The sequence below is a fragment of the Tardiphaga sp. 768_D3_N2_1 genome (assembly GCF_052076105.1).
In the GTDB taxonomy this organism is placed as follows: Bacteria; Pseudomonadota; Alphaproteobacteria; order Rhizobiales; family Xanthobacteraceae; genus Tardiphaga.
Genome location: NZ_CP197245.1, coordinates 4014848 through 4031216, shown reverse-complemented (window position 1 = coordinate 4031216; position 16369 = coordinate 4014848). Strand labels below are relative to the sequence as shown.

15 protein-coding genes are annotated in these 16369 nt (G+C 62.4%); 9 read left to right on the top strand and 6 right to left on the bottom strand.

The window, feature by feature from the left end:
• Nucleotides 1-20: 20 nt before the first annotated feature.
• From AB8A27_RS18955 to AB8A27_RS18935, 5 genes are all read right to left on the bottom strand, one after another.
• Nucleotides 21-941 (bottom strand): sugar ABC transporter substrate-binding protein, encoded by a 921-nt coding sequence (locus AB8A27_RS18955; protein ID WP_441243242.1) that lies wholly within the window; start codon nucleotides 939-941, stop codon nucleotides 21-23.
• A 108-nt stretch (nucleotides 942-1049) separates the two neighbouring features.
• Nucleotides 1050-2030 (bottom strand): ABC transporter permease, encoded by a 981-nt coding sequence (locus AB8A27_RS18950; RefSeq protein WP_441243241.1) that lies wholly within the window; start codon nucleotides 2028-2030, stop codon nucleotides 1050-1052.
• Nucleotides 2027-3004, bottom strand: a complete 978-nt coding sequence (locus AB8A27_RS18945; protein WP_441243240.1) for an ABC transporter permease — start codon at nucleotides 3002-3004, stop codon at nucleotides 2027-2029. The genes AB8A27_RS18950 and AB8A27_RS18945 overlap by 4 nt, the downstream gene beginning before the upstream one ends.
• A complete protein-coding gene (locus AB8A27_RS18940) occupies nucleotides 3001-4563 on the bottom strand; it encodes a sugar ABC transporter ATP-binding protein (RefSeq protein ID WP_441243239.1) in 1563 nt (520 codons plus the stop codon). Before AB8A27_RS18940 ends, AB8A27_RS18945 begins: the two co-directional genes overlap by 4 nt.
• Nucleotides 4564-4615: 52 nt before the next feature.
• Nucleotides 4616-5080, bottom strand: a complete 465-nt coding sequence (locus AB8A27_RS18935) for a RidA family protein (RefSeq protein WP_441243238.1) — start codon at nucleotides 5078-5080, stop codon at nucleotides 4616-4618.
• A 162-nt stretch (nucleotides 5081-5242) separates the two neighbouring features.
• Here AB8A27_RS18935 and AB8A27_RS18930 point away from each other — a divergent pair, with 162 nt between their 5' ends.
• Entirely contained in the window at nucleotides 5243-5761 is a 519-nt protein-coding gene (locus AB8A27_RS18930; protein ID WP_441243237.1) for a MarR family winged helix-turn-helix transcriptional regulator, read from the top strand.
• Nucleotides 5762-5851: 90 nt separating this feature from the next.
• On the opposite strand, the gene AB8A27_RS18925 is transcribed toward AB8A27_RS18930, so the two are convergent.
• The gene (locus tag AB8A27_RS18925; RefSeq protein ID WP_441243236.1) at nucleotides 5852-6994 is read right to left on the bottom strand and encodes a LacI family DNA-binding transcriptional regulator; all 1143 of its coding nucleotides are present in this window, start codon (nucleotides 6992-6994) and stop codon (nucleotides 5852-5854) included.
• Between the two features lie 185 nt (nucleotides 6995-7179).
• Here AB8A27_RS18925 and AB8A27_RS18920 point away from each other — a divergent pair, with 185 nt between their 5' ends.
• From AB8A27_RS18920 to AB8A27_RS18885, 8 genes are read left to right on the top strand one after another with little or no spacing between them, the layout of a single operon-like run.
• Complete coding sequence (locus AB8A27_RS18920) at nucleotides 7180-8259, top strand: maleylacetate reductase (protein WP_441243235.1); 1080 nt, start codon at nucleotides 7180-7182, stop codon at nucleotides 8257-8259.
• Entirely contained in the window at nucleotides 8256-9623 is a 1368-nt protein-coding gene (locus AB8A27_RS18915; RefSeq protein ID WP_441243234.1) for an amidohydrolase family protein, read from the top strand. The genes AB8A27_RS18920 and AB8A27_RS18915 overlap by 4 nt, the downstream gene beginning before the upstream one ends.
• Nucleotides 9620-10537 (top strand): NAD(P)-dependent oxidoreductase, encoded by a 918-nt coding sequence (locus tag AB8A27_RS18910; protein ID WP_441243233.1) that lies wholly within the window; start codon nucleotides 9620-9622, stop codon nucleotides 10535-10537. The genes AB8A27_RS18915 and AB8A27_RS18910 overlap by 4 nt, the downstream gene beginning before the upstream one ends.
• 9 nt (nucleotides 10538-10546) lie before the next feature.
• On the top strand, nucleotides 10547-11431 hold the full coding sequence (locus tag AB8A27_RS18905; RefSeq protein ID WP_441243232.1) for an intradiol ring-cleavage dioxygenase: 885 nt from the start codon (nucleotides 10547-10549) through the stop codon (nucleotides 11429-11431).
• A 57-nt stretch (nucleotides 11432-11488) separates the two neighbouring features.
• On the top strand, nucleotides 11489-12889 hold the full coding sequence (locus AB8A27_RS18900) for an FAD-linked oxidase C-terminal domain-containing protein (RefSeq protein ID WP_441243231.1): 1401 nt from the start codon (nucleotides 11489-11491) through the stop codon (nucleotides 12887-12889).
• Nucleotides 12886-14424, top strand: coding sequence for a sugar ABC transporter ATP-binding protein (locus AB8A27_RS18895; RefSeq protein ID WP_441243230.1), 1539 nt, complete (start codon nucleotides 12886-12888; stop codon nucleotides 14422-14424). The genes AB8A27_RS18900 and AB8A27_RS18895 overlap by 4 nt, the downstream gene beginning before the upstream one ends.
• On the top strand, nucleotides 14417-15367 hold the full coding sequence (locus tag AB8A27_RS18890) for an ABC transporter permease (protein ID WP_441243229.1): 951 nt from the start codon (nucleotides 14417-14419) through the stop codon (nucleotides 15365-15367). The genes AB8A27_RS18895 and AB8A27_RS18890 overlap by 8 nt, the downstream gene beginning before the upstream one ends.
• Nucleotides 15364-16338 (top strand): ABC transporter permease, encoded by a 975-nt coding sequence (locus tag AB8A27_RS18885; protein ID WP_089265507.1) that lies wholly within the window; start codon nucleotides 15364-15366, stop codon nucleotides 16336-16338. Before AB8A27_RS18890 ends, AB8A27_RS18885 begins: the two co-directional genes overlap by 4 nt.
• Nucleotides 16339-16369: the final 31 nt, after the last annotated feature.

Below are 16369 nucleotides of genomic sequence, written 5' to 3'. Positions count from 1 at the left end.
CGTCTGCAGACCCACTGGCATTATTTCGCGCTATAGGCGTCGGGTGTCGGGCAGGTACGATCCTTGTAGGGAATGAGCCACGGCGCGTAGTTCGCCTTGGTGATGATCGCGCCCGGGATCGTGACCTGCTTCGGCGCGCTCTGGCCGCGAATGGCGTTGAGGCCGACTGCAGTGGCGACGCAGCCGATCTTGAAGCCGTCAAACTCGGCGATCGCCAGCAGGCTGCCCGCCTTCACGGCTTCGACGGCCTCCGGCACACCGTTGATCGACACCACAGCGACGTTCTTGCGGCCGGCGGCATTGAGCGCCTCGATGGCGCCGAGCGCGGACGCGTCGGCTGCGGCGATCACGCCGTCGATGGAGCTGAACTGCTGGATCAGGTTTTCCATCGTCTGCATGCCGAGCAGGCGCTGGAAGTTGGTGGGCTGCGAAGCCAGTATCTTGATGTTCGGATAGTCCTTGGCCGCGGCGTCGAAGCCGCGCTTGCGCTCGTCGCCCGTCGTGGAACCCTTGACGCCTTCGAGGATCACCACGTTGCCCTTGCCGCCGAGATGGTCGAACAGGGTCTTGGCGATGTCATAGCCGAGCTTGTAATCGTCCTGACCGATGAAAGACAGGAATGGCGCGTCGCCGCCGCGGTCGTTGTAGTTGATGATCGGCAGGCCGGACTCGATCAGGCGCTTGATCGTCGGCAACTGCGCCTTGGCGTCGATCGGCATGAACAGCATCAGATTTGGCTTGGTGACGCCGACGTCTTCGAGCTGCGACATGCCTTCGGTGATGTTGTTCGGCTTGGTCGGCGTGTAGTTCTTGACCGTCGCGTTCATCCGCTGCGCCATCTGCGCAACGCCGGCGCGCACGCCCTCGAAATGCGGGTCCACCTGGTTTTTGGTGAAGGCTGCAATCACTTCGCCATCGGCCCACGCAGCCGGACTGGACAACGTGCTGCAAATGATTGCAGCGAGGACGCATCGACGTGGTCTGGTGGTTCGCATGGTGGCCCCTTTTGGTTGTGGATGACGAGACGGTGGTGAGGTGTGATGCCGGACCTATCCGCTCCCCGACCGGCGCCGACTGACGATGAAGTCCGCGAGGATGGCGATGAGGACGACGGCACCGTTGACGAAAGGATGCCAGGTGGCGGCGACGTTGAGCAGATTGAGCCCGTTGACGATGATGGTGAGGAGGATGGCGCCAAGCACAGTGCCGACGATATTGCCGTTGCCGCCGAACAGAGATGTTCCGCCGACGAGCACGGCCGCGATCGCCGGAAGCAGCAAGGGCTCACCAATACCCGGTTCGGCGGCGTTGAGGCGCGCCAGATAGACCAGGGCCGCGATGCCGGCAGTCAGGCCGCTGAGCACATAGAGCAGCAGCCGTCGGCGCTCCACGGCAATGCCCGAGAGCAGCGCCGCGGTCTGGTTTGCGCCCATGAAATACGCTTCACGGCCGAAGGTCGTGCGGTGCAGGACAATGCTGCAGACGACGCAGACCACGAGGGTGATCCAGATCGGCAGCGGCACGCCAAGGAAAAAACCTGTGCCGAAGTAGCGGAACGACATCGGCATGCCATAGATCGTCTGTCCCGCCATGAACCAGTAGGCGGCACCTTGTGCGACCCATAACATGCCGAACGTGGCGAGGAAGGGCGGCAGCCGCAAACGGTTGATCATCAGCCCATTGGTAAAACCGATGAGCGTGCCGCTGGTGACGGCGACTGCGACGCCGTACCACGGATTGCCGGTGGTCTTGATCGCGGCTGCCGCAAGACAGGCCGACAGCGTCAGATTCGAGCCGACCGACAGGTCGAGGCCGCCTCCGATGATGACGAGCGTGAGGCCGGACGCGACGAGAAACAGCAGGCTCGCCTGCCTCAGCATGTTCAGAAGATTGCTCACCGAAGCGAAGCCGGGATCGACCGCGGTTAGCGCGCCCGCGATCAGCACGATCAGAACGAGCCGGCCGAGCAAAGCCACCGCATCGGGCGACAGGGATGGAGATCGGGTGTCGAGTGTTGCCGGGATCGTCATGCTGCCTGCCTCGAATAATGTTTCCGCGCCCGGTCGATCAGCAACGCGAGAATGAGCAGGATGCCGATACAGACCACTTGCAGCGACGAGTCGACGGAGAGGATGTTGAGGCCGTTACGCAGCACGGTGATGGCGAGCGCGCCGAGCACCGCGCCGAACAGCCAGCCCTGGCCCTTTTCGAAAGATGTGCCGCCAAGCACGACTGCGGCGATCGCCTCGAACTCCATGCCGATACCGACGGTCGGATGCGCCGAATTGGTGCGCCCGATGAGCAGTACGGCGGAGAGGCCGACGATCGCGCTGCCGAGCACATAGACGGCGAGATGAACGAGATTGGCGCGAATGCCGGCGAGGCGCAGCGCATCCTTGTTGCCGCCGATAGCGATCACATAGTTGCCGAGTCGCGTCCGGTACAGCAGCAGCCAGAGTGCGGCATAGAGGGCCACGGCCACCACGATCGGCATCGGGAAAATCCAGAGTTGGGAGCGGTAGAAGATCTCGATGGCGGGCGTGAAACCGCCGACCGGATCGCCATTGGTCATGACCAGCGCGATGCCCTGCATCAATCCCATGGTGCCGAGGGTGACGACGAAAGCGGGCAGCGTCAGATAGGCGATCAGGACGCCATTCAGGGCGCCGAAGGCGGTGCTGATCGCGAACGCCATCGCGCAGGCAGCGAACACGCTCCAGCCTGCGAGAAGCGCTTCAGCCACGATCACGCCGCTCAGGCCGAGCAGCGCGCCGGCCGACAGATCGAGGCCTTCGGTCAGGATGATTAGCGTCATCGGCAAGGCGATCATCAGCAGTAGCGACGCCTGCAGGCCGACATTGACAAGATTGGTCTGCGACACGAAGCGCGGATTGGCGATCGTGAATAGCGCCAGCATCAGGATCAGGAGGATGCCTGCGCCGGGAATGGCGCTGAAGAGCTGGCCGGCGCCTGGCCGCTGCTGCGATTGAGTCGGCGCGGTCATTGGTGCACCACCAGTTCGAGAATGGCTCGTTCGGTCAATGCGTCGTCATCGAGATGGCCGACGATGCGGTGGTCGCGCATGACATAGGCGCGGTCACAGAGCTGGACGAGCTCCGGCAGTTCCGAGCTGATGACGACGACGCCGGCTCCGCCGTCGACGAGCTGGTCGATCAAGCGATAGATTTCTGCCTTGGCGCCGACATCGACGCCGCGCGTCGGTTCATCCAGCAGGAACAGCCTGGACCCTGCCGCCAGCCATTTCGCCAGCACGACTTTCTGCTGGTTGCCGCCGCTGAGCGTGCGGACGGTCTGGTGCGTACCATGGGCAGCGATGCCGAGCTGCGCAATCAGTCCCCGCGTATCCCGCTCTGCGGCCGCGGGCGAAAACCAGCCGGATGTGAAGCGGCGCCACAACGAGGCCACGGTCGCGTTGTCGCGAATGTCGAGCGGGAGCGCGAGCCCCTCGCGTTTACGGTCTTCCGGCAACAGTGCCATGCCTGCGCGGACCCGCGCATCCAGCGTTGCCGGTGCGCGCGATCCTGAAAGAGCGATCTCCCCGCCAGTGATCGGATCGGCGCCGAACAGAGCGCGCACGACTTCGGTCCGGCCGGATCCAACCAGGCCGGCGAGCCCCACCACCTCACCCGCGCGGATTTCGATGGAAATATCCGACAGCTTCGCCGTGCTGATGCCCCTGGCGAACAGGATGGGATCGCCCGGCGCACGCGGCGTGCGTGCGAGCTGCGATCCCGAGGGGCGGCCGATCATCGCGCCGACCATCTCGGCCTGGGTCATTTCGTCGCGCAGCACGCTTGTCACCACGGCGCCGTCCCGCAGGATGGTGATGCGGTCGCCGAGCATCTGAACTTCCTTCATGCGATGGGAGATGTAGACGATGGCGACGTTCTTCTGCGTCAGTCGTGCGATGGTCGCGAACAGCCGCTCCGCCTCGCGCTCGGAAATGGCCGCGGTGGGCTCGTCCATGACGAGAACGCGTGCGTTCTGCGACAGCGCCTTGGCGATCTCCACCATCTGCTGCTGTGCCACGCCGAGGTCGGCAGCATAAGCGTGGGAGTCGTAGTCGAGCCCGAGATCGTCGAGGATCGTGCGCGCGGCAGCATGCATCGCCGCGGAATCGATGAGGCCGAAGCGCGCGAAGGCGGCTTCGCGCCCGAGATAGATGTTCTGCGCGATGTCGAGATAGGGGACCAGCGAGAATTCCTGGAAGATCACGGCGATGCCGAGCGCGCTCGCATCAGCAGGGCGGGCGACGGCAACACGCCGGCCTTCGACCTCGATGTGGCCGTTGTCGGCCGCATGGGCGCCATACAGCGTCTTGATCAGCGTCGACTTGCCGGCGCCGTTCTGTCCAAGAATGACGTGGACCTCGCCGGCATGGATGTCGAGCGAGACGCCCCTGAGCGCATGTACGCCAGGAAAGGATTTGTCGATGTCGATCAGGCGCAGCAGCGGCGCAGCGGCGTGGTCCGCCGCGTGCCCGTCGGCCGCCGTTGCGGCATGCGCCGCGTGATCTCCTTGCGCTTCAGTGCCGTGCATCATCGTCGGCCTCGTCCGGCCCGGGACCCGGGGCCTGCGGGAAGTCCCAACCGGCTTATTTTTGCAGGGGAATGGCGGCGATCATGTCGAGCTCGACGCGGGCGCCCTGCGTCGAGAGCTGGTTGATGCAGATCGTCGTGCTGGCTGGCGTCCAGTCGCCGAAATACTCTTTCATCACCTTCACCATGCCGTCCTGGTCGCGGATGTCGGTGAGGTATTTCGTCACCTTGACGATGTCGGTCCAGGCCAGGCCTTCGTGATCCAGGATCGACTGGATCGTCTTCATGGCACGGTGGGTCTGCTCCTCGATCGAGTTGGGATGATCGTGCTCTTCGAGGACGTGGGGATGCTTGTGATAGAGCGGCGAGGGGGTCGCCCCGGAAATGAACAGCATGCCGCAGGGGACTTCGACGCGGATCGCTGGCGCATAGGGCATGTCCGGCTTCCGCTCCGGCATCGTCTGGATTTCCTTGACGTGCGGATTGGTCGGCGAGGTTGCGAAGGCCGGCTTGGCAGTCATGGTCGTCTCCATCGGTGCGGACGCTGCGGCGATCTCCGCCCTGCGTGGGGCAGTCGCTCATTGAACTGTCATAAAGCGTGAAGCCAAACTATCTTTGAGTCAAGATAAAATATCTTTATGAAAAGATACATGAGTTGCATCGAATTGGAGCGCCATGCCTATATGATCGTCACCATGACCACCGATTCGATTGACAAGATCATTGCCGGCTGGAGCCGGCGGCGACCCGACCTCGACGCAGGCCACCTCGACGTCGTCGGCCGGATTGTCCGGCTATCCGTGCATATGCGCAGCGCTATCGAGCCAGCACTTGAGGAGCAGGGTTTCAATTGGGAATTGTTCGACCTGCTCCTGACGATTTACCGTCGGGAGGCCGATGACAGTATCGGTGTTCGACCGACTGACCTTTATGCGGAGTGCCTGCTGTCGTCGGGCGGGCTCACCGCGCGGCTGCGGCGCGCCGAGCAGGACGGCTTCATCGTCAGGCGCCAGGATCCCGAAGATGGGCGCGGCGCGCGGATCACGCTTACGGCCAAGGGGCGAAATTCCGTCGACAAGGCGATTGCCCAGCACTTCAAGCTGTCCCGTTCGGTCGACGAGGTACTGACGGCCAATGAGCGTCAAACGCTCACACGGTTGCTGCGGAAACTTCTGATGTCGGTCGAGAAGCCAGATCTGTAACGGATCGCTTCTGAGCGCTCCGCTCTCGGCAACTTTGGGCGGTCGCTGACGCCTCTCCATGCCACCGCTGCAGAGTGCGTCAAGTTTCGTTTAGCTTTGTCGACGCCGTATTCTGACTTCTGCTTTGGCCGCGTCGGGAAAACCTGACGAACGTGACTTGGTCGGCAGCCTGATCGTGGCAACAGAATCTCGCGCAAGCAAAACCGGCTTCAGCACGATCCGATCGTTTTGAACCGGCGTTCCCTTGATCATTGCAATCAGGATGTGAGACGCTTGCGTCCCCAGTTCCGCAGTCGGCGTACTGATGGTCGTCAGCGCCGGTGCTATCGCGTCCATGAACAGCATGTCGTTCATGCCGACCAGCGAGATGCTGCCGGGACATGAAATGCCTTTGTTTCTCAGGTGCCGAAGGCAACCTACGGCCAGCATGTCGTTGCCAGCCACAATCGCCGTAATATTTGGATTCTCCGCCAGCAAACGTTCGCAAGCGAACTCGCCTTCCTCCACCGTAAAGGCCTCGCCGAAGACGGCGGTGGGCGCAACTCCGTCTTGAGCCAAGGCTTTGCAAGCGCGCCGGAAGCCGCGATAGCGGTGGTAGCCTGTCGACACGTTTTGCGGGCCGCCAACATGCGCAATTTGCCTGTGCCCACGTTCGGCGAGATGGTGAACCGCCAGTTCCATTGCCTTCGCGTCGTCGACCCGGACGCTCGGTATGAATTCGCTTTCAGGATCGCGAAACACGGCGACGACGGGGATGTTGGCCTCGACGCAGGCCGCGATACCAGGATCGTTTCGCTCGAAGGTCGCGACGATCAGCCCTTCGACGCCCTGCTGGATGAAACGATCGATCAGCGCGGCCTGCCTGAGTGGATGGTTGTCGGTATTGCCGACGATGGTGACGTATCCAATCTCGGCGAAACTGTCTTCGATCGCGCGGACAATCGGCGGATGCACGGGGTCACCCAGATTCGAAACGATGACGCCAACGGTACGGGAGCGCTGTGTGCGAAGCGCCGACGCCATCGCGTTCGCCCGATAACCGAGTTTCTTCGCGCAGGCCTCGACGCGCGCGATCATCTCCGGCGAGATCAGGTGACGTTTCTCGGGATTGAGGCCGCGCGAAACGGTCGACCAATGAACGCCGGCGCACTTCGCAACATCGATGATCGTCTTGCGCGATGTGCGGTCTTGCTGCGTCGATGAGCTCTTTTTGATCTTCGTGGGCATCGCCATCCAACCTCTCGCGCGCCCAGCCTGGCTGACGATCTCGTGAGAATGCCTCATCTTGCACAAATTGACAAACGTGTGCAGAGAATGTTGACAAACGTGTGCACGGGAATGATGCTGGCGAAAATCCGCTGTGTGCCTTGGTGCAATGCAGCAGAAACGCCCTCACGGCGTCGACGATCAGGGATGGAATGATGGAGAGCTTCGTCTATCAGGCGGCGCCCATGCGGGTCGTGTTCGGGGCGGGGCGGCTGGCAGATCTGGCCGCCGAGCTCGATCGGCTCGGTGTCAAGCGCGCGCTCGTTCTGACGACAGCCCAGCAGAAATCGCACGGCGAGCAGATTGCCGCGCTGATCGGTAACCGCGCGGCTGGTGTCCACGCGGGCGCTGTGATGCATACGCCGGTTGATGTGACCGAACTTGCGATGCAGCAGGTCGTGGCCCTGCAGGCCGACGGCATCGTTGCCGTGGGCGGCGGGTCGACGATCGGGCTTGGCAAGGCCATCGCGCTGCGGACCGACCTGCCCCAGATCGTCGTGCCGACCAGCTATGCCGGGTCCGAGATGACGCCGATCCTGGGTGAGACCCGCGACGGATTGAAGATCACGCAATCGAGCCCGAAGATACTTCCCGAAACGGTCATCTACGACGTCGACCTGACGCGCACATTGCCCCCTGCGTTTGCGGTGACGTCGGGCGTCAATGCAATCGCTCACGCCGTCGAAGCACTCTATGCCCGTGATGCCAATCCGGTCGTGTCGTTGATGGCGGAGGAGGGCATCCGCCTGTTCGCCGGCGCGCTGCCGAAGCTCGCGGCTGGCGAGGACGACGCGACGGCACGCGATGATGCGCTGCGTGCAGCCTGGTTGTGCGGCGCCTGTCTCGGAGCGGTGGGCATGGGGCTCCACCACAAGCTTTGTCACACGCTGGGTGGCACGTTCAATCTGCCGCATGCCGAAACCCACACGGTGATCCTGCCGCATGCGATGGCCTATAATGCTCCGACCGTGCCGGTGGCGGCGGCCCGCGTCGCGCGCGCACTTGGCGCCGGACAGGCCGCGCAGGGATTGTTCGATCTCACGCAGGGCCTTGGCGCCAAAGTAGCGCTGCGCGATCTGGGAATGCCCGAGGAGGGTATCGAGCGCGCCGCCAACCTCGCCGTCAGCAATGCCTACTGGAATCCGCGGCCACTCGAGCGCGATGCCATCCGCGATCTGATCGCGCGGGCCTGGGCGGGCGATCCTCCGGTCGTGGCGGAGGCGGTGCGATGACGGCGACGCGCACGCTCATCAAATCCGCCACCATCCTCACAATGGATGATGCGATCGGCGACCTGACGCAGGCTGACCTGCTGGTCGATGGCGATCGCATTGTCGATATCCGGCCGGGCCTCGATGCAGGTGATGCAGAGATTGTCGATGGTCATGGCCGCATCGTCATTCCGGGCCTCGTCAACGCGCATATGCATACGTGGCAGACTGCCTTGCGCGGTTTCTCCGCGAACTGGACGCTTCCTGAATATTTCCGCCGGATGCATGCGGGACTGGCCACGGTCTTCCGTCCTGAGGATATCCATATCGGCACGCTGATGGGCGCGCTGAACCAGATCAATTGCGGCACCACAACGCTGGTTGATTGGTGTCACAACAACCCGACGCCGGCGCACAGTGACAGCGCCGTCTCGGCGCTGAAGGAAAGCGGCATCCGTGCTGCCTTCTTCCACGGCTCGCCGAAGCCGGAGGCGGCGCCGGGGCAGCCGCACTTCTCCGAGGTTCCGCATCCACGCCATGAGGTCGAGCGCTTCATGGCAGGGGCACTGTCTAACCGCAGCGACCGCGTCACGCTCGGCCTGGCGATTCTTGGGCCACATTATTCGACCATGGATGTTGCCATCCATGATTTCGAACTGGCGCGTGAGTTCGATCTGATCGCTTCGATGCATCAGGGGGGAGGCCCGGCCAAGACGCCGGGGGGCTGGGCGAGGCTGATTGCAGCCGGTCTCGTCGGTCCCGGCATCAACATCGTGCACGGCAACGATCTTCCCGACGATCTGCTGCGTCAGCTTGTCGATCTCGGCGCGTCTTTCTCGGTTACGCCGGAAAATGAAATGAATCAGGGTCACGGCTACCCGATCACCGGGCGGCTGTTGAAGCTGGGATCGCGGCCGTCGCTCGGGGTCGATCTGGAATCCGTGCTGCCCGGCGACATGTTCAACGTTGGCCGTATCGCACTGTCGATGCAGCGTGCGCTGGACAATGCCGAGAGCCGGCAGGCCACGGGTGCCATTCCGGCCGCCACGACGATCACGACGCGCGAGGCCTTGCGCTGGATCACCATCGAGGGCGCCCGCATGCTCGGGCGTGACAGCAGCATCGGCTCGCTCACACCGGGCAAGAAGGCGGACCTGGTTGTCATCAATGCCACGGACCTCAACCTCTGGCCGGTGCATGATCCGGTTTCCACGGTCCTGATGCAGTCCAGCATTACCAATATCGAGGCGGTCATGATCGACGGTATCTGGCGCAAACGAGGCGGACGCCTGCTGGTGGAGAACCTCGACCACAAAAAGAATGAACTCGAGCGATCAGGCATGCGCATCGTCTCCGAGATCGAACGTCAGGAGAAGGCGGCATGACGACCCCATCGAAGGATCAAACACAGGCCGTAGCCTGGATCGGTGTCGGCAAGATGGGCTTGCCGATCGCCGGCCGCATGGTGGAGGCCGGCATTCGTGTCACCGGTTACGACCCGGGCCAGCAGCGCATGGTGTTGGCACAGCAGCTTGGGCTTCAGGCGGCCAACTCGGCGGCGGAGGCCGCTGCAAATCACTCCATCATTTTCACATCGCTGCCCGACGATGCGGCGTTGCGTTCCGTGGTGCTCGGACCCGACGGTCTGCTGAACAGGCTGACACGTGGTGCGGTTCTGGTCGAGACGAGCACGGTCAGTGCCGAAATATCAGCGGAGGTCGGCGTCGCGGCGGAGGCAAACGGCGTGGCCTATCTGCGTGCTCCCGTGTCCGGCAATGCAGCAATCGCGCATACCGGCGCGCTGACCTGCTTCGTGTCGGGGCCGCGCGATGCGTTCGATGCGGTTCAGCCGGTGCTGGCGACGTTCACGCGCGCGCAAACCTATCTCGGTGTGGCTGAAGAGGCGCGATTTGCCAAGCTCGCGGTCAATCTGATGATCGCAGTGTCCGCTGGAATGATGGCCGAAAGCCTTGCGCTGGCACGCAAGGGCGGAATCTCCTGGCCCGATATCCTCAAGGTCCTGGACGACAGCGCGGTCGCCTCGCCGATGGTGAAGTACAAGACGCCGCCGCTTGCCACGCGCAACTTCGACTCCACCTTCTCGTGCCGGCAGATGGCCAAGGATCTCGACCTCATCATCGGCGCCGGTCACCACGTCGGCGTGCCGCTGCAACTCGCAGCGCAGGTGCGGGAAATCTACGGATCACTTGTTGCACAGGGCGATGGCGAATCCGATTTCATCGCCACCGTGCGCCATGTCGAACGACTGTCGGGTCTCGGCGAGCCGAAGCTTGGGTGAGGGGAGGCCATGCGGAATTTCAACGAGAACACCATTACCGACGCCGTACTGGATCGCATCACGGATGCTGGCCAGCCGCGGGTCAGGCAGATCAGCGAGGCGCTGGTGCGCCATCTGCATGCCTTCGTCCGGGAGGTTCGGCCAACCCAGAGGGAATGGGAGCAGGGCATCGAATTCCTGACGCGCACCGGTCACATGTGCGACGATAAGCGCCAGGAGTTCGTCCTGCTTTCGGATACGCTCGGGGTGTCGATGCTGGTCGATGCGATCAATCACGGCGCCACCGACGGCGTGACGGATACGACCGTGCTGGGGCCGTTCTTCGTCCAGGCGGCCCCGGAGAAGAAACTCGGCGATGACATCTCCGGCGGCATGGAGGGCGATCCGATGATCGTGACGGGATCGGTCTCGACGCCCGACGGCAAGCCGATCGCAAATGCGACCATCGATGTCTGGCATTCGGACGATGATGGCTATTACGACGTCCAGCAGCTCGACAAGATCGGCGATCTTGCCATGCGCGCGCGGTTTCATGCCGATACCGAGGGCCGTTTCCGGTTCTGGTCGATCAAGCCGGCGGCCTATCCGATCCCGCATGACGGGCCGGTCGGCGATATGCTTACGGCTCAGGGGCGTCATCCGTGGCGGCCTGCCCATGTTCACTTCATGATCTCGGCGCCTGGCTTCGAGCAGCTGGTGACGCATGTGTTTGTTGCGGGCGACAAGTATCTCGACTCCGACGTCGTCTTCGGCGTCAAGGATACGCTCATTCGCGAATTCGTCCGGAAGTATGCCGGCGAAGCTCCCGACGGGCGCATGCAGAACACGCCCTACTATCATTTGAATTACGATTTCGGTTTGAAGCCAGACGCCAAAAAGGCGCATGCTGTCTAGCTAACAATGCGCATCAAGGGCCGCAGAGCCTGAGCGCCGATATGGAGGGAGGATGCCATGGGAGCGCCAGTGAGCGCCGAGACGGTCGTGGTCCGTCTGAACGAGATCATTGGCGCGCGCGCGACCATTGCGCGCGGCGTGCTCGATGATCACGGCCGCAGCGAAGCCTATCATGCCAGCCGTCCGCCGGATGTCGTGGTGTTTCCGGAGAGCACGCAGGAAGTCGCTGAGATCGTGAAACTCTGCGGTGAGCTCGGCATGCCGGTCGTTCCATTCGGCGCGGGCACCTCGCTGGAAGGTAATGCGGCATCGGTGGCTGGCGGCGTCTGTATCGATTTTGCGCGGATGAACCGCGTGCTCCAGGTGCATGACAAGGACCTCGATGTCGTTGTGCAGCCTGGCATCACCCGCAAGCAGCTCAACGCGCATCTGCGCGACACCGGATTGTTCTTTCCGATCGATCCCGGCGCCGATGCGTCGATCGGCGGCATGACCTCGACGCGCGCGTCCGGAACCATGGCCGTCCGCTACGGCACCATGAAGGACAATGTGCTGGCGCTCGAAGTCGTTCTCCCGGATGGGCGGGTGATCCGCACCAGCCAGCGCGCCCGCAAGTCGTCAGCCGGTTACGATCTCACCCGGCTGTTCGTCGGCTCCGAGGGTACCCTCGGCGTGATCACCGAGATCACCCTGAAACTGCATCCATGGCCGCAGGCGATCTCGTCCGCGGTCTGCAGTTTCGGGCGGCTCGATCAGGCGATAGATGCCGCGATTGAAGTGATTCAGTCGGGCATCCCGGTCGCGCGGATGGAGCTGCTGGATGAAGTCATGATGCGCGGCATCAACGGATATTCCAAACTTGGCTATCGCGAGGCGCCGACGCTGTTCTTCGAATTCCACGGCACCGAGGCGAGCGTCGCGGAGCAGGCTGAACTGGCGGAGGCGATCGCTGCCGAACATGACGGCCAGGGCTTCCAATGGGCGCGTGCAGCGGAAGACCGGACGAAGCTGTGGCATGCCCGTGACAACACGCTTTATGCCGGCCTGAGTCTGAAGCCGGGCGCCAAGGCCATGATCACGGATGTCTGCGTCCCAATCTCACGGCTGACGGAATGTCTGACCGAAACCCGCCGCGACATCGATGCCAACGGACTGATTGCGCCCGTTGTGGGCCATGTCGGCGACGGAAATTTCCATCTGCTGATCCTGATCGATCAGGACAATGCCGACGAAGTCGCGCGCGCCAAGGCGCTGCATGCGCGATTGGTGGCACGTGCGATCGCGATGGAAGGGACCTGCACCGGTGAACACGGCATCGGCACCGGCAAGATCGGTTTCCTTCAGGACGAGCTCGGCGATGCCGTCGATATCATGCGTGGCATTAAAGTGTCGATCGATCCGAGCGGCATGATGAACCCAGGCAAGATCTTCTTGCCCAATACACCGGTGCTGGCATGACGCAACTCGCGCAGTCCAAAGCTGCTGAGCCCATCGTTCGAGCGGCGCCGCCGCTGTTCGAACTGCGTGGCATTTCCAAGGAATTTCCGGGGGTAAAGGCACTCGACGATGTGTCATTCTCGGTCTGGCCAAGCGAGGTGCACATGCTGCTCGGCGAGAACGGAGCGGGCAAGTCGAGCCTGATGAAAGTGTTGTGCGGAGCCTATCGCGCCGATAGCGGCTCGTTCCATTACAACGGTGAGACAGTCGAGATCGCGTCTCCGGCCGATGCGCGGAAGCTCGGCATCGCTGTCATTTTCCAGGAATTCTCGCTCGTCCCCTATCTCGATATCGCGCAGAACATCTTCCTTGGACGCGAGCCGGCAGGACGTATTCCCGGCACGATCGATCGCAAGAAAATCCTGGCTGATGCCAGGCGCGTGCTGGATTCGATCGGTTTCGAGATAGACCCGGCGATCCGGATCGAGAAGCTGGGCGTTGCGCAGCAGCAGATGGTGGAGATTGCAAAGGCCATCAGCCAGAACGCGCGAATTCTCGTGATGGATGAGCCAACGGCCGCGCTGTCCGATCGCGAGACGGAGTTGCTGTTTGCGCTGATCGCACGGCTCAAAGCGGACGGCGTTGCCATCATCTACATCTCGCACCGCATGGCGGAGGTGTTTTCGCTCGGTGACCGCATCACGGTGCTGCGCGATGGGCGTCGTATCGATGAAGTGAAACCCGGTGCCGTGTCATCGGACGATCTGGTCCGGATGATGGTCGGTCGCAGCGTCGATATGAGCTATCCTCGGACTTTCGCCAAGGCCCCTGGCAAGGTCATGCTCGAGGTGAAGGGTCTCGCCTCTGGCTCGGGCATTGCGGGCATCGACCTGGTGGTGCGGCAAGGCGAGATTGTCGGGCTGTGCGGGCTGGTCGGTTCGGGGCGCACCGAAGTGGTGCGGGCCATTTTCGGGGCCGACAAGGCGACCGCGGGACAGATCCTGTTCAACGGACAGGAGAAGTCTGGCGGTCCTGACGAAGCGGCCAGACTGGGGCTCGCGCTGATTCCGGAAAGCCGCAAGGCTGAAGGTCTGGCTCTGATCCGCTCCGTCGGAGACAACCTGATCGTTTCCGCGCTGCGCAAGATCTTTCCGCGCGGCCTCTTCGATCATGGCAAGTCCAGGCAGGTCGCCAACGATCTGGTTCGCCAGCTACGCATTGCAACCCCTTCGGACAAGCAGGCCGTGGGTCTGTTGTCAGGGGGCAACCAGCAGAAGGTCGTCATCGGGAAATGGCTGGCGGCCGGCGCCAAGCTGTTCATTTTCGACGAACCGACACGCGGCATCGATGTCGGGGCGAAAGCCGAGATCTTCGCGCTCATCGATCGGCTGGTCGCAGATGGTGCCGCTGCGCTGATGATCTCGTCGGAGCAGTCGGAAATCTGCCACGTCTGCGATCGCGCCTATGTCATGCGCGACGGGCAGATCGCGGGTGAACTGGCTCGTCACGAACTGAGTGAGGAAAACATCGTGAAGTTGGGGATGCAGCATGCGTGAACAAGCGATGCAGTTGAACACCAATCCGCTGCAGCGGATTCCCGGCGTTGCCGTCATGCTGGTGCTGTTATGTGTCGTCTTCAGCCTGATGACGCCAGGCTTCCTGACGGTGCCGAATATTTCCAATGTGCTCGTCCAATCGACGATCCTGTTGATGCTGGCACTGCCGATGACGCTCATCATCATGACCGAAGGTCTCGACCTGTCGATGGGCGCGGTGTTGACGTTGACCTCGCTGATTGTGGCCATTGTCGCTTTGGCCACGGGATCGATGGTGCTGGGCCTGCTTGCGGCAATGGCTATTGGAATCGCGTTCGGGACGGTCAACGGCTGGCTGGTCGCCGTTGTCGGTATTCCCCCCTTTGTCGTGACGCTGGGTACGCTTGGTATGGCGCAGGGGCTCTCGCTGATCGTCAGTGATGGCCAGAGCGTCGTCGGCATGCCCGCAGCCGTTCGTGGCGTCTATTCCGGAACGCTCGCTGGCGTTCCACTTCCGATCATACTCGCATTGGGAAGTTATCTTGCCTTCCACGGATTGCTCTACCACACGCGTTTCGGGACTTACATTTTCGCGCTCGGCGGAAACCGCGAAGCGCTGAAATTCGCGGGCATCTCGGCGCGAGGCTTGCTGATCCTCGTCTACGCACTCGGCGGCGCCATGGTCGGTCTGGCCGGTCTCCTGATGACCGCCCGGATGAATTCCGGGCATCCGACTGCTGGCCTCGGTCTTGAGTTCGATGCCATTGCGGCCGTTGCTGTTGGCGGCACGTCGTTCGAGCGCGGCAATGGCTGGCTGCTCGGCACCTTGCTCGGAGTGGTCACCGTCGGCGTGTTGCGCAACGGATTGAACCTGCTGGCGCTGCCGTCTTCGATCCAGGTGGCAAGCGTCGGTTTGCTGGTGATTGCAGCCTTGTTCGTCGATGGATTGCGGAGCCGATCATGACCGATATCTCAAAGCCGATCACGGGCGGCAGAATGTTGCTCTCAGACGAGATGATCCAGGTGTTCTATCGCCTGCTCGCGGCGTTTCTGATCTGTGCTGCGCTGACCATCCTGACCAACTCGTTCTTCAGTCTTGGCAACATCCTCAACGTCCTGCGCCAGGCGAGCCTGCTGTTCTTCATTGCGTCGGGTCTGACCCTGGTGGTGCTGACAGGTGGCCTCGATCTTTCGATCGGTGCCAATGTCGCGATTTCCGCCTGTATTGCCGGAACGGTAATCCATCAGACGGGCTCGCCGACCTTGGGGGTACTGACGGGCATCGGCGTCGGTGGCGCGGTGGGGATGCTCAACGGCGTAATGGTCACGGCGCTTCGAATTCCATCTTTCATTGCGACCTATGGGATGCTGTGGGTGCTGCACGGCATCACCTACTGGTACATGGGCGGAGAAACCATGCACGGCTTCCCGGCCGGCTTTCGCCAGATCGGCAGTGGCTATTTTCTCGGGCTTCCGATCCCGGTCTATCTGCTGCTGGTCTTCCTCGCGATCGGAACCATTTTCGCGCAGCGCACCACATGGGGACAGGAAATCTATGCCATAGGCGCCAATCCAGTCGCCGCGCGGCTGTCAGGCATTCCAGTCGCTCGCCGGCTTCTGCTGGTCTACACAGTGTCGGGCGCAATGGCCGGGCTCGCCTCGATCATCTTTCTTGCGCGACTAAACTCTGCCGAGGCCGACATCGGAGAAAGTCTGACGCTGCCGGCGATCGCCGCGGTTCTGATCGGAGGCACCTCACTGTTCGGCGGTCTCGGAACGGTGTTCGGCACCTTCGTCGGCGCACTCATTTTGACCCTGGTCCTCAATGGCATGAACCTGTTGTCGGTCAACGCGAGTTGGCAGCCACTGGTGACCGGCGTCATCGTCATTCTGGCAGTATGGCTGGATATGAAAACACGGCGCCGTGCGGCGTAAGTGTTCGATCTTAAAAACAAAACGGAGGGAA

Excerpts from the sequence above, each read along its gene's own strand:
- AB8A27_RS18920 (WP_441243235.1), top strand. The coding sequence starts at position 7,180 with ATGATGGAGAGCTTCGTCTATCAGGCGGCGCCCATGCGGGTCGTGTTC.
- AB8A27_RS18930 (WP_441243237.1), top strand. The coding sequence starts at position 5,243 with ATGATCGTCACCATGACCACCGATTCGATTGACAAGATCATTGCCGGC.
- AB8A27_RS18895 (WP_441243230.1), top strand. The coding sequence starts at position 12,886 with ATGACGCAACTCGCGCAGTCCAAAGCTGCTGAGCCCATCGTTCGAGCG.
- AB8A27_RS18940 (WP_441243239.1), bottom strand. The coding sequence starts at position 4,563 with ATGATGCACGGCACTGAAGCGCAAGGAGATCACGCGGCGCATGCCGCA.
- AB8A27_RS18935 (WP_441243238.1), bottom strand. The coding sequence starts at position 5,080 with ATGACTGCCAAGCCGGCCTTCGCAACCTCGCCGACCAATCCGCACGTC.
- AB8A27_RS18900 (WP_441243231.1), top strand. The coding sequence starts at position 11,489 with ATGGGAGCGCCAGTGAGCGCCGAGACGGTCGTGGTCCGTCTGAACGAG.
- AB8A27_RS18915 (WP_441243234.1), top strand. The coding sequence starts at position 8,256 with ATGACGGCGACGCGCACGCTCATCAAATCCGCCACCATCCTCACAATG.
- AB8A27_RS18905 (WP_441243232.1), top strand. The coding sequence starts at position 10,547 with ATGCGGAATTTCAACGAGAACACCATTACCGACGCCGTACTGGATCGC.
- AB8A27_RS18950 (WP_441243241.1), bottom strand. The coding sequence starts at position 2,030 with ATGACGATCCCGGCAACACTCGACACCCGATCTCCATCCCTGTCGCCC.
- AB8A27_RS18925 (WP_441243236.1), bottom strand. The coding sequence starts at position 6,994 with ATGGCGATGCCCACGAAGATCAAAAAGAGCTCATCGACGCAGCAAGAC.
- AB8A27_RS18890 (WP_441243229.1), top strand. The coding sequence starts at position 14,417 with ATGCGTGAACAAGCGATGCAGTTGAACACCAATCCGCTGCAGCGGATT.
- AB8A27_RS18910 (WP_441243233.1), top strand. The coding sequence starts at position 9,620 with ATGACGACCCCATCGAAGGATCAAACACAGGCCGTAGCCTGGATCGGT.
- AB8A27_RS18885 (WP_089265507.1), top strand. The coding sequence starts at position 15,364 with ATGACCGATATCTCAAAGCCGATCACGGGCGGCAGAATGTTGCTCTCA.
- AB8A27_RS18945 (WP_441243240.1), bottom strand. The coding sequence starts at position 3,004 with ATGACCGCGCCGACTCAATCGCAGCAGCGGCCAGGCGCCGGCCAGCTC.